The 12,571-nt window shown below is 38.7% G+C and carries 11 protein-coding genes; 10 read left to right on the forward strand and 1 reads right to left on the reverse strand.

Annotated features, from left to right (window positions below; genetic code table 11):
• The first annotated feature begins 78 nt into the window (after positions 1-78).
• The 5 genes from putA to AVFI_RS16530 all read left to right on the forward strand — a co-directional run bounded on the left by putA (position 79) and on the right by AVFI_RS16530 (position 6,605).
• Positions 79-3,228 (forward strand): bifunctional proline dehydrogenase/L-glutamate gamma-semialdehyde dehydrogenase PutA, encoded by a 3,150-nt coding sequence (putA, locus tag AVFI_RS16510; RefSeq protein WP_188863823.1) that lies wholly within the window; start codon positions 79-81, stop codon positions 3,226-3,228.
• Between the two features lie 14 nt (positions 3,229-3,242).
• The gene (locus AVFI_RS16515) at positions 3,243-3,950 is read left to right on the forward strand and encodes an aldehyde dehydrogenase family protein (protein ID WP_188863822.1); all 708 of its coding nucleotides are present in this window, start codon (positions 3,243-3,245) and stop codon (positions 3,948-3,950) included.
• A 109-nt stretch (positions 3,951-4,059) separates the two neighbouring features.
• Complete coding sequence (gene putP, locus AVFI_RS16520) at positions 4,060-5,556, forward strand: sodium/proline symporter PutP (RefSeq protein ID WP_012534829.1); 1,497 nt, start codon at positions 4,060-4,062, stop codon at positions 5,554-5,556.
• A gap of 185 nt (positions 5,557-5,741) precedes the next feature.
• Positions 5,742-6,104, forward strand: a complete 363-nt coding sequence (locus tag AVFI_RS16525) for a glutaredoxin family protein (protein ID WP_012535389.1) — start codon at positions 5,742-5,744, stop codon at positions 6,102-6,104.
• Between the two features lie 273 nt (positions 6,105-6,377).
• On the forward strand, positions 6,378-6,605 hold the full coding sequence (locus tag AVFI_RS16530; RefSeq protein WP_005423266.1) for a hypothetical protein: 228 nt from the start codon (positions 6,378-6,380) through the stop codon (positions 6,603-6,605).
• 63 nt (positions 6,606-6,668) lie between these two features.
• On the opposite strand, the gene AVFI_RS16535 is transcribed toward AVFI_RS16530, so the two are convergent.
• Positions 6,669-7,862: an ISL3 family transposase gene (locus AVFI_RS16535; RefSeq protein ID WP_199414938.1), complete on the reverse strand. Its 1,194-nt coding sequence runs from the start codon at positions 7,860-7,862 to the stop codon at positions 6,669-6,671.
• Positions 7,863-8,115: 253 nt separating this feature from the next.
• Here AVFI_RS16535 and AVFI_RS16540 point away from each other — a divergent pair, with 253 nt between their 5' ends.
• From AVFI_RS16540 to AVFI_RS16560, 5 genes are all read left to right on the forward strand, one after another.
• Positions 8,116-9,021, forward strand: a complete 906-nt coding sequence (locus AVFI_RS16540) for a siderophore ABC transporter substrate-binding protein (RefSeq protein WP_065596706.1) — start codon at positions 8,116-8,118, stop codon at positions 9,019-9,021.
• Between the two features lie 73 nt (positions 9,022-9,094).
• Positions 9,095-10,030, forward strand: a complete 936-nt coding sequence (gene vctD / locus AVFI_RS16545; protein WP_012535029.1) for an iron chelate uptake ABC transporter permease subunit VctD — start codon at positions 9,095-9,097, stop codon at positions 10,028-10,030.
• Positions 10,023-10,973, forward strand: coding sequence for an iron chelate uptake ABC transporter family permease subunit (locus AVFI_RS16550; protein WP_188863636.1), 951 nt, complete (start codon positions 10,023-10,025; stop codon positions 10,971-10,973). The genes vctD and AVFI_RS16550 overlap by 8 nt, the downstream gene beginning before the upstream one ends.
• A gap of 8 nt (positions 10,974-10,981) precedes the next feature.
• On the forward strand, positions 10,982-11,743 hold the full coding sequence (gene vctC / locus AVFI_RS16555) for an iron chelate ABC transporter ATP-binding protein VctC (protein ID WP_011263643.1): 762 nt from the start codon (positions 10,982-10,984) through the stop codon (positions 11,741-11,743).
• Between the two features lie 11 nt (positions 11,744-11,754).
• The gene (locus AVFI_RS16560; RefSeq protein ID WP_054775706.1) at positions 11,755-12,549 is read left to right on the forward strand and encodes a siderophore-interacting protein; all 795 of its coding nucleotides are present in this window, start codon (positions 11,755-11,757) and stop codon (positions 12,547-12,549) included.
• Positions 12,550-12,571 lie beyond the last annotated feature (22 nt).

Raw genomic sequence — 12,571 nt, forward strand, 5'->3', positions numbered from 1 at the left:
AACTCTAATAATAACTAGCTTAGCTATGAGGTTCTGTCTTTATAGTTAATCATGTCAGATAAACAAGAGGAAACAGGTATGTTTCAAGCGAAAGAAGTATTGTCCTCATCTATAATTGAGCAACCGTTAGAATCATTATGGTCTGCTATTTCTCCTCTCTACATGGTTGATGAAGCCAAGTGGCTGCACCAGCTATTGCCATTAGCTAAACCAACAGACCGTGAAGCCGTTATGATGGAAAAGCACGCAGCGATACTGATACAGCGTGTTCGTGATGACAAAAAAGCGGTGCAAATGATAGATGCACTTTTGCTCGAGTACAGTTTAGATACTAAGGAAGGCATATTATTAATGTGTCTTGCTGAGGCGCTAATGCGTATTCCTGACACTGAAACTGCGGATGCATTAATTCGAGATAAATTGAGTGTTGCAGATTGGAAGTCTCATTTAAAAAACTCAGATTCTACCTTTGTGAATGCTTCTACATGGGGACTTCTTTTAACGGGTAAAGTTGTATCTATGGATGTCAAAGCTGATGGTTCTCCATCTAATGCCTTGAGCCGACTCGTTAATAAATTTTCAGAGCCTGTGATTCGCCAAGCAATGAATCAAGCCATGAAAATAATGGGGCATCAGTTCGTACTTGGGCGAACCATAGAAGAAGCTCAGAAAAAAGGGTTATCGATGCGAGAGAAAGGGTATACCTATTCTTTCGATATGCTAGGTGAAGCGGCATTAACGCAAACGGATGCTCATAAGTATTTTAAAGATTACATCATGGCTATTGAAAGCGTTGGCCGTGCTGCAAGTATTGCGAATTCCCCAGAACCAACGGTTTCAATCAAATTGTCAGCATTGCATCCTCGTTATGAAGTTGCGAATAAAGAACGAGTCATGAATGAGATGTACCAATCTGTGCTGCAATTATTAGAACGTGCACGAGAATTGGATGTGGGTATTACTATCGATGCAGAAGAAATGGATCGTTTAGAGTTATCTCTTGAGCTTTTTGAAAAGTTATATCGTAGCGACATAGTAAAAGGGTGGGGAAAGTTCGGACTGGTTGTTCAAGCTTATTCGAAACGAGCGTTGCCGGTTTTGGTATGGTTAACGGCGTTATCAAAAGAACAAGGAGACCTCATTCCACTTAGGTTAGTAAAAGGTGCATATTGGGATACGGAATTAAAATTATCTCAACAGTTTGGATTTGCACGATATCCTGTCTTTACTCGTAAAGAGGCCACTGACGTATCTTATTTAGCTTGCGCTCGTTACTTATTAAGCGAGCATGTAAAAGGTAAGATTTTCCCACAGTTTGCTAGTCATAATGCACACACAGTTGCTGCCATTGCCTCTATGGCAACACATGATGAATTCGAATTTCAACGACTGCATGGTATGGGGGATGCACTTTATGAACACGCTATGGATATGTTTAATCGCAGTGTTCGTATTTATGCACCAGTAGGCAGCCATAAAGATTTACTGCCATATCTTGTAAGACGTTTATTAGAGAATGGAGCTAACAGCTCTTTTGTTCATCGTTTGGTTGATGCGAATTGTCCAATTGAAAGCTTAACGGTTCATCCTGTTGATTCTTTATTAGCGTGTCCATCATTAGAGAATCAATTAATTCCACTACCACCATATATTTTCTCTGATCGTAAAAATTCATACAGCATTAACTTAGATGTTGAAAGTGAAGCCCATCCATTTGAACATCAAGTAAAAGAACAAATGAAAACGTATTGGCAGGGCGGTCCAATCGTGAACAACATCCGAGATTACGAAAGCATGATCAAGGAACATGGTTCTGCGCTTCATGTTATTAGCTCTCCTTATGATCGTGGAAATGACGTTGGTTCATTGGTCTGGAGTTCACAAGAGCAAGTATCCAACGCGTTAGATATTGCTCATGATTACTTTCCTATTTGGCAGCAAACGCCAGTGGCTGAGCGAGCTGATTACCTTGAAGCTCTGGCTGATAAGTTAGAGATGAACATGCCTGAACTTGTCGCTTTATGTCATAAAGAAGCAGGAAAAACGATTCATGATAGTATCGATGAAGTGCGTGAAGCGGTGGATTTTTGTCGTTATTACGCAGTTCAAGCTAAATTGAATTTTACAACGGCAGAAACCATCGTCGGTTTTGATGATATTTCTCGCCAAATTGAACGTCAAGGGCGAGGTGTTTTTGTTTGTATTAGCCCTTGGAATTTCCCTCTTGCCATTTTCTTAGGTCAAGTAACGGCAGCATTAGTTGCTGGTAATACGGTTATAGCTAAGCCAGCAGAACAAACGTCATTGATTGCAGTTCGAGCTATTGAATTGTTATTAGAGACGGGAATAGCTCCGCAAGCGGTACATTTATTACCGGGTGATGGGAAAACCGTCGGTGCTCCATTGACCTCTGATCATCGTGTGGCTGGCGTTGCTTTTACTGGTTCAACTGAAACTGCACAACTCATCAATCGCACCTTAGCGAACCGTTTAATTGAGGGAGAAGGGGTTTCTCCAGTCCCTTTTATTGCTGAAACGGGTGGCCAAAATGCCATGATAGTAGACAGCACTGCATTACCTGAACAAGTGGTACGTGATGTAATGCGCTCCGCGTTTGCCTCTGCCGGTCAGCGTTGTTCAGCTTTACGAGTGTTATTTGTTCAACAAGATATTGCCGATAGAATTATCAACCTTATTAAAGGGGCAATGGCTGAGCTAAGTGTCGGATTGCCTGAGTTACACTGTACTGATGTTGGGCCAGTTATTGATGTGCGTGCGAAAGATAAGTTGATGGCGCACATTGAAAGAATGACAAAAGAAGGTGTGCTGGTTGCACAAGCCGATCTACCTAATTGGTCTGAAAAGGGAGATTTTGTTCCACCAAGTGCGTTTGAAATTGAATCAATTAAACAATTAGAAAATGAACAGTTTGGTCCGATTCTTCATATTGTTCGTTTTAAAGCCAGCGATATAGATAAGGTCATTTCTGAGATTAATTCGACCGGATTTGGATTAACCATGGGGATCCACAGCCGTAATGAAGTGACATACACACGGATAGAGAAAAACATCAAAGTGGGTAACTGCTATATCAATCGTGATCAAGTTGGTGCCGTCGTTGGTGTTCAACCGTTTGGTGGGCAAGGGTTATCGGGAACTGGACCTAAAGCGGGTGGACCTCGTTATCTAATGCGTTATACAAAAGCAAATACAACGACTTTAAAATGAGAAAGGAGAATCCCATGACTAAAATGACACAAATCATTGATTCGGTGTTTTCTCAAGGATTGGCTGAGTGGCAATCTGAGTCAGCATCACTTCGAGTTGAAAAATTACTTACTTGGGCAAATCAGTTAGCTGAGAATCCGCATTGTGGTGTACTTGCGGCTAAAATGGTTCGATATCAATGTCAACGAGCGCAACAACTTATCACTGACGTTGAGTTAATGCCCGGACCGACAGGTGAAAGTAATGAACTTTATACCGCTCCAAGAGGTGTTTTTTACATCACATCGGATAAAAAAGCATCGGTTGTTGCATTAATTGGTCAAATAACTGCAGCATTAGTAGCCGGAAACGCTATTATTGTCGCCCTTTCGGGTGAAGACTCTGAAGTGGCTTCTGTCATTGTTAATAGTTTGCATGAGGTGAATGTTCCTGAATTTACCGTTCAGCAAGTGGATAGAGAAGCAGTAGACATAAATGATGAGCGATTAGCTGGTGTCTGTTTTGTTGGAGATATTCAAAAAGCAATTGAATTGAATCAACAATTAGCACAAAGGGATGGATTATTAGCGCAATTGATCGCAGAAACGGATCAAGAAGGTTTAACGACAATTACTGATCCTCATTTTGTTCTACGCTTTATTACTGAGCGCACTCGAACAATTAATGTTACAGCGGTAGGTGGTAACGCTACGCTGCTGGAACTTGGAGGTGGTAACCACTGATATTCAATAGGATGAATATTACACCGTCATTTTTGCGCCATAACTACAGAGCAAAGCTCAACATAGCAAGAGTGACGTTAATTACTGCCAATAACACAAAGGAAATAAAATGATTGAAAATAACTTTGCCATTACAGGCACTTTTATCGCTTACTTGATAATGATGTTAGCGATTGGGGTATACGCATATAAACGAACGAGTAGCTCATCAGATTACTTTTTGGGTGGACGAACATTAGGTCCATGGCCGGCAGCATTGTCAGCAGGTGCGTCAGATATGAGTGGTTGGTTACTGCTTGGTTTACCTGGTTACGCTTATGCAGCTGGTTTAGAGTCGTTGTGGCTTGCTGGTGGTTTACTTGTTGGTACATGGTTAAACTGGTTAATTTGTGCAAAACGTTTAAGAACCTATAGCATGACAACGGATGACTCATTAACTCTTCCTGAATTTTTGTCTCGCCGTTTTAATGACAAATCGAAACTCATTCAAACCATTTCAGCTCTATTCATTCTACTTTTCTTCCTTTTCTATACGAGTTCTGGTTTGGTTGCTGGTGGTAAGTTATTTGAGACTGTATTTGGTTTAGATTACAAAGTGGCTGTGGTAATTGGAACATTATGTGTCGTCTCATATACCTTATTCGGTGGATTTTTAGCCGTTGCATGGACCGATCTTGTTCAAGGTCTTTTAATGTCTGCTGCGTTGATGATTGTACCTATTGCAGCTATGCAAGGTGGTTTCGGACAATTGAGTTCAGAGCTTGTCGCAATTAACCCTGAGTTAATGACCTTATGGACAGGAATGGATGGCAAACCACTAAGTGCAATTGCAATCATTTCATTAGTGGCATGGGGCCTTGGTTACTTTGGACAACCACATATTTTGGCTCGTTTCCAAGCTTCCCGTACAAATAAAGATTTAACGACAGCGCGTCGTATTGCTGTTGTATGGACTGCTCTATCCATGTTTGGCGCCGTACTTGTTGGTCTTGTTGGCTTACTATATGTAACAGGTTCTATGCCAGGTGAGGCGATTGATGGTGAAAAAGTATTTATGTTGTTAGTAAATGCGATTTTCCATCCGGTTGTTGCTGGTATTTTATTAGCTGCTATTTTAGCGGCAATAATGAGTACGGCGGATTCGCAATTACTTGTATCTTCTTCGGCGCTATCTGAAGATCTTTACAAACAATTAGTGAAGAAAGACGCAACAAGCAAAGAGATCGTAAATGTGGGTCGTTTCGCTGTCGTTGCTTTGTCTGTTATCGCTCTATTATTAGCAATGAATCCTGATAGTTCTGTTCTTGGTCTCGTATCTTACGCATGGGCAGGTTTTGGTGCGGCATTTGGTCCAGCGATTGTACTTAGCCTTTATTGGAAAGGAATGAACCGTAATGGTGCTCTTGCTGGTATTATTGTTGGTGGGGTAACGATTGTTGTTTGGAAGCAATTAACTGGCGGTTTATTTGATGTCTATGAGATTGTTCCTGGAATTATCTTTGCAACTATTGCAATTATTGCCGTTAGTAAATTAACAGGTAAGCCTGAAGATAAAGTACTAAAACAGCATGAAGAGTTTGAACGTAACCTAGTTGAGTTTGAATAAGTTCTAGCTTTTTAACAACGATAAATTTAAAGCCTCATAAGATGATTTCTTTTGAGGCTTTTTTTTATATAAATAAAGCTGTTACAATCCAGTAACTTTAAAACAATAATTATTATATTTCACATTAGTTAACATCTATTTGCTCAACGTTGTTAGCTATTGATGCATTATTTAGGAGAGTAAACATGAAAGTCATTCGTTTCGTGCTTGGTAAGGTTATTTTAGGTTTGGATTGTGTATTTTCTCCTTCAGGAGTTAAGCGAGATCCTGCTAAACAGACTGAAATTGATGCAGAAACAGCAAAGTATTCTTTGTACCAATTTGAAGCGTGTCCTTTTTGTGTGAAAGTGCGTCGAACGATTAAACGTCAATCACTGAACATTGAATTACGAGATGCAAAAAATAATGAAGAGCACAGAGCCGCTTTGTTAGCGGGAGGTGGAAGAATAAAAGTACCATGCTTGCGTATTGATAATGAAAATGGTGAAACACAATGGATGTATGAGTCTGCCGACATTATGTCATTTTTAGAAAGTAAATATCCTTAAATACCAATAGCTTGCATTAACACTAAAGTGGTATCTCGAAGGCGTTTGTATTAATACAGCGCCTTTTTTATGTGTTAAATATGTAAAATATCAATGATAAAGGTCTCATTTTTGATTATTTATACTTCTATAATTTGTCAGTAATTTCACTTTGTGAGACTTAAGTCACAAAAAAGCTTGATTTAAGTTATCATTGGGTTAAAATGTGTTTTGTGACTTGAGCACAATAAATAAAAACACATTAGGCTAGTTATTATTATGGAAAAAATGAGTATGACTCATAAATGGTCAATTAAAAATTGTCCCAAGGATATAGAGAGCCAAGTTTTATCTGTTATTGGATTAATCGATAAGAAAGGTTCAGCTTCAGACATGGATCTCTGTAAGATCTTTGGTGAAGTGTTATGGAGTGACGGGAAATATTTTAACTCGCACGCGTTTCGTTTCTTGTTTGATCATGAGACTCTTTCATGTGAAGTAACGAAGAGACACTTACACTAAAGAAAACCAGCTATGTATTTTTAAGGCCATTATCATTCCCCCTATAATGGCCTTTTTTATGGTTCATCGCGGCTTTCCGGGGAAAGCCGCTTTTATCTTCATAAAGAAATAGTCCGTATCTCTGTAGCCATACCCCATTCTTTTGATTAACTTAATTTTGTTATTTATTCCTTCCAGTGTACATGTATTTAATCGATATAAAGACGAACTAACAATTCCGTGAAGGTATGGTTTTAACTTTCGTGCAAAACTGATTAGTGGTTTGATCCCACTCTCATTTACCTGTTGCCACCATACATCCCATAGTTCTATTGCCTGCGTTTCTGAGTCACAATACCAGAGCTCTTTTAATTGCTCTCCTAGCAAATGAGTCACCATTAAATCGTGGTTTACCGAAAGTATTTCATCTAAATAACTCTGTTGATTTACGTCTAGATTGTCTCTATTTTTCAAAAGGATCCAGCGTGAACGCTTAATCCAACGACGAGCTTTTTTGTCTTCTTTGAGTTGATTCGCTTGATCTACCCTAACCCTATCCATTACCTCTCGTCCATATTTGGCTACCACATGAAAAAGATCGTATACAATACGTGCATTAGGGCAATGAGCTTTCACTTCGAGATCGAAAGCTGTATTCATATCCATAGCCACTGCTTCGATATTTTCGGCATGCTTACCAAGCTCTTCAAAGAAAGGCCTGATATCAGTTCGGCTTCTACCTAAACCAATCCAAAGCACTTGATGTGTCTGCGCATCGGCAATCACTGTTGCATATCGATGTCCTTTAAATATGGCAAACTCATCCATCACTAGTTGGCGTAATTTATCCCATGGTATGTCAGGGATAACTCGTTTAAGTCGTTGTTTATCAATATTCTTTATCGTGTGCCAATGTACTCCAGTCAGTTCTGAAATATGTTTAATCGGCAGCAAAGGCAGCAGTTGTTCAATATATTCTATCAATCGATTAGTCAGGCGTGAGTATGGTTTAAGCCAAGATATTGCTTCCGTTTTTGTACCGCATAGCAAACATGTAATGCGCCTAGTCTGAATCAAAAGTTCAACTGGAGTTCCTAATATCATAGCGTCTTTAATAGTTCGCCACTGAGTATCGTGAGTAAATTCAGAGAGTCGCCCGCAAGAGCAGAATGCTGGGGAGTCAGGTTTTAAGGTTATAGAGATTAATGAATCAGTTTTATGAGACTTTACGATCTGAAAACCTTTCCAGAAGGATGATAAAAAAGTATTATTTGGCATGAAAACGGCAGTTTGTGAAAAGTTGTGTTTGGCGATGTAACTTTACCACTAACTGCCGTTTTTGTTTTCAATTCCCGCTAATCTGCGATGAACCTTTTTTATTGCCTATAGAACCACAATTATCTCAACTCTCTTTTAATAGCCTTATATTTATTACGCCTTTACAATCTTTACTTTTTTATTCTGGTTAATAATAACCATTTTCATTATAGTGAATCGAAATACGAATAGTTATCACTTGAGTGTAAAGAATATGAAAAAAAGTATCGCTACAATGTTATTTGGTTTATTAGTTTCTGCATCAAGTTATGCTGAAACGATTACTGTTTCTCATCAATTAGGCAAAACGACGCTTGAGACAAAACCTCAACGTGTTGTTGTTATTGGTACAGGAACGTTAGATGCCATTGATTATTTTGGTATTAAACCAGTTGCGGTAACTCAGGCGACGACAATGCCTTCTTACTTACTGAAGTATAAAACGAAAGAATATGCTTCTTCTGGTAGCTTAAGTGAGCCTGATTTTGAAACTATTTACATGCAAAAACCGGATGTGATCATTATTGGTTCACGAGCGGTAAAAGCATATAAAGATCTGTCTGAAATCGCACCAACAATCGTATTTGCTGCTGACTCTACGGGCTATTGGAAAAGCACACAACAACAATGGCGTATGCTAGGTAATATTTTTGAAATTCAAGATAAAGTTGAAGCGAAAATCGCTAGCGTAGATGCTGAATTTAACGCTATTGCTGAACACAATAAAGCAAATAATGTTGCAGCATTAACGGTTATGAGTGCTGGTGGTAATATCACAACCTTCGGAGCTCAATCGCGTTTTTCTTCTATTTATAAAGACTTTGGATTTAAAGAGGCGGTAGAGGGTATTAAAGAATCTCGTCATGGTGATTTGGTATCGTATGAATTTATCCGTGATGTAAACCCATCAAACCTTCTGATTATTGATAAAGATAAATTGATCAATAAAGATAAAAGTCGTACACGTGAAGAGTTTGCTAACCCATTAGTAAAAGCAACTGATGCATATAAGAACGGTAGCTTAACTTACCTAGACATTAATGCATGGTATTTAGCGATTTCTGGCGTTACTGCAACCGATCAAATGATTGCTGATGTAAAACAGTCTATTCATCTTTAAATTTATTTCTAATTCCACTGTAAAGCGTGTTATTTCATTGAGATAGCACGCTTTGTGCAGGCTGAGGTTAGCTTTGAAAAAGTTATTGCTTGTTCTTATTGTATTGAGTTTTGCTTCGGTATTTATTGGCGTTGCTGATTTACCGCTGTCGGCTATATTCCGTGGTGATACAGAAGCTTTAGAGCTTCTTATGGTAAGTCGTTTACCACGTTTATTAGCGATTTTATTATCTGGTGCGGGTTTGAGTATTGCCGGTCTAATCATGCAACAGATCAGTCAAAACAGATTTGCTGCACCATCAACCTCTGGCACCATCGAATGCGCTATGTTGGGCTACGTATTGAGTTTAGTACTCTTTGGGCATGGTGATAATTTACTACTCATTTTTGCAATGGCAATTGGTGGTACGCTTCTTTTCATTCAGTTTATTCATCGTATTCAATTTAAAAATGCCATTTATGTACCGCTCATCGGTATTATTTTTGGTAATGTTGTCTCTTCTGCTGCTACTTTTGTTGCCTATAAATACGATGCAGTACAAAACCTTTCAGCGTGGACAGTAGCCAACTTTGCCAACATTCTTCAAGGTAATTACGAATTACTGTATATCGCAATCCCTATTTCAGTGATCAGCTATTGGTATGCAACACGTCTATCTGCTGTTGGCATGGGTAAAGACTTCGCTACTAATATTGGTCTGAATTACAAGCAAATTCTATTTCTTGGCATCATTTTAGTTTCTGTTATGTCGGCAACAGTAGTAATGATTGTTGGGCAATTACCTTTCCTTGGACTCATTGTTCCTAACTTAGTGGCACAATTTTATGGTGATAACCTACGTAGGAATATTCCATTAACAGCGATTGTTGGTGCGATATTAATTCTTGCGTGTGATGTTGTGGGACGTGTGATCATTTTCCCTTATGAAATTCCTATCTCTATGATCATTAGTATTCTTGGTGGAATGGTGTTTATTTTCTTTATTGTAAAAGGTAAGCAAAATGTCTGATTCAATTAAATTAACGGCATTGGCTTTCAGTACCGTATTATTCACCTTTTTGTTTATTGGTATTGGGCTTGACGCTTCAAATTATGAATACTTTTTGTCACGCCGTGTACCTAAAGTATTGGCGATGATCTTAGCCAGTATTGCGATTGCTCAGTCGTCTTTGGTTTTTCAAACCATTACGCATAACCGCATTTTAACGCCGAGTATCATGGGCTTTGATGCCTTGTATTTACTCACTCAAGTATTGGTTGTTGTTATTTTTGGTAGCTTTAGTGTTTTCATATTAAATCCATTTTTAAACTTTGCGATGTCAGTTGTGATAATGGTCGGATTTTCTTTATTGTTATTTGGATTTTATTTCAAGAAAAATAACAGTAACGTCATTACCTTATTATTGCTTGGGGTGATTTTTGGACAGCTATTTTCTAACATTTCTTCTTTCTTCACGATGTTAGTCGACCCGAACGATTTTGCTTCGATCCAATCTAGTATGTTTGCCAGTTTTAATAACATTAACAAAGATCTTGTTTATTTTTGTGTGATTCCATTACTTCTTATTAGTGCGGTTCTTTTTAGAATGTCGAATATTCTTGATGTGTTCTGGCTAGATAATGATAACGCGACCAGTTTGGGTGTTGATGTTGGTAAAGTGACAAAACAAGTACTTATCTTGGTGGCGATTTTAATTTCGGTTTCAACGGCATTAGTTGGCCCTGTGATGTTCTTTGGTTTGTTGGTAGCGAACTTAGCGAAAGAGTTTTTTCATACCTATCGTCATCGTACTTTGCTACTGGGAAGCAGTTTAATGGCAATGTCGATGTTGCTTTCAGGACAATGGGTTATCGAAAACATATTTAAGTTTGAAACGACATTAAGCGTAGTAATTAATTTTATCGGTGGTTTGTATTTCTTATCACTGTTAGTTAGACAAAAAATTCAATAGAGAAACGTATGATTTCATTATCTCAACTATCTAAATCATTTGGTCAGCAAAAAGTAGTAGACCAAGCTTCCGCTTCTTTTGTTAAAGGTGAAGTTACGTCGATCATTGGGCCGAATGGGGCAGGTAAAAGTACCGTGTTATCCATGGCAAGTCGTTTATTAGCAAAAGACAGCGGTAGTGTCCTCATCGAAAACCAAGAAGTGGTGGATTGGGATACTAAAGCCCTAGCGAAGAAATTAGCGGTACTTCGACAATCTAACAATTTAAATATGCGTTTTACGGTTCGTGAGCTTGTTGCCTTTGGGCGTTTTCCATATAGCCAAGGAAAACTCACAAAGCACGATAATGAAGTGATGGATAAGGCAATTCGCTATTTAGATCTCGAACCTATTCAGAATAAATATTTAGACCAATTAAGTGGTGGTCAACGTCAATTAGCGTTCATCGCTATGGTTGTTGCGCAAGATACGGATTATGTATTTTTAGATGAACCGCTAAATAACTTAGATATTAAACATTCATTGCAAATCATGAAAAACATTAAGACGTTGGCTCATGAACTAGGTAAAGCGGTTGTTATTGTTATTCACGATATTAATTTTGCATCATGCTATTCAGACAATATTGTGGCACTTAAAAAAGGCAAAGTGGTGGCCAATGGTACCGTTGCTGAAGTTATTAGAAAAGAGGTGTTGTCTGAAATATATGAAACCGAGTTTGATATCCATGAAGTTAATGGCCAACGTATTTGTATGTATTACGGACAATAAAGGATTAAGTTATGAGTAATAAACCCTCACCACGAGTGCTGACTGTCTTAAAGAGTGTGCAATTTACTTCTAATATGCAGCGCATTACCTTTAAAGCTGAAGATCTGTCTGATTTTAATATGGAAAGTGAAGGCGGTTACATCAAGCTGTTGTTTAATGACAATGGTGGAACCGATCTTTCTGGTATTCCTGACGGCACTCGTCCAATGATGCGCACCTATACCGTGCGTAATTTGAGAAAAGAGGAGAATGAACTGGATGTTGACTTTGTTCGCCATCATCATGCGCATGCAGCGATGACGGCTGAAACTGGAGGCTTTGCTTCTGCTTGGGCTCAAAATGCCGTTAATGGCGATACGATTTCAATTGCAGGCCCAGGAAGTATCAAAGGATTAAATGCAGAAGCAGATTGGTTCTTCTTAGTTGCTGATATGACGGCTTTACCGGCATTATCTGCAAAACTTGAAGCTCTGCCTACAACGGCAATAGGTTATACGGTTATTGAAATTAATCATCCGTCAGATAAACAAGATTTAACGAAACCACAAGGTATTGAACTTGTATGGGTCATTAAATCTGATGAGGAAGGATTAACAGATATGGTTCGCTCACAAGAGTGGAAAGCCGGTCGAGTTGCTGTATGGAGTGCGTGTGAGTTTAACAACATGAGAGCGCTTCGTACGTATTTCCGTAATGAAAAGGAAGTTGATAAAGACGATCTTTATATCAGCAGCTACTGGAAAGAGGGCTGTACAGAAGATGGACATAAAGTGGCTAAGCACGAAGACCAGCTTGCTGAGGGTTAGTTCCTGCCTAGAAGATTTGTGA

Source organism: Aliivibrio fischeri ATCC 7744 = JCM 18803 = DSM 507 (assembly GCF_023983475.1).
GTDB classification, from domain to species: domain Bacteria; phylum Pseudomonadota; class Gammaproteobacteria; order Enterobacterales; family Vibrionaceae; genus Aliivibrio; species Aliivibrio fischeri.

Coding starts and splice junctions, on each gene's coding strand:
- putA (WP_188863823.1), top strand. CDS start 79: ATGTTTCAAGCGAAAGAAGTATTGTCCTCATCTATAATTGAGCAACCG.
- AVFI_RS16515 (WP_188863822.1), top strand. CDS start 3,243: ATGACTAAAATGACACAAATCATTGATTCGGTGTTTTCTCAAGGATTG.
- putP (WP_012534829.1), top strand. CDS start 4,060: ATGATTGAAAATAACTTTGCCATTACAGGCACTTTTATCGCTTACTTG.
- AVFI_RS16525 (WP_012535389.1), top strand. CDS start 5,742: ATGAAAGTCATTCGTTTCGTGCTTGGTAAGGTTATTTTAGGTTTGGAT.
- AVFI_RS16530 (WP_005423266.1), top strand. CDS start 6,378: ATGACTCATAAATGGTCAATTAAAAATTGTCCCAAGGATATAGAGAGC.
- AVFI_RS16535 (WP_199414938.1), bottom strand. CDS start 7,862: ATGCCAAATAATACTTTTTTATCATCCTTCTGGAAAGGTTTTCAGATC.
- AVFI_RS16540 (WP_065596706.1), top strand. CDS start 8,116: ATGAAAAAAAGTATCGCTACAATGTTATTTGGTTTATTAGTTTCTGCA.
- AVFI_RS16550 (WP_188863636.1), top strand. CDS start 10,023: ATGTCTGATTCAATTAAATTAACGGCATTGGCTTTCAGTACCGTATTA.
- vctC (WP_011263643.1), top strand. CDS start 10,982: ATGATTTCATTATCTCAACTATCTAAATCATTTGGTCAGCAAAAAGTA.
- AVFI_RS16560 (WP_054775706.1), top strand. CDS start 11,755: ATGAGTAATAAACCCTCACCACGAGTGCTGACTGTCTTAAAGAGTGTG.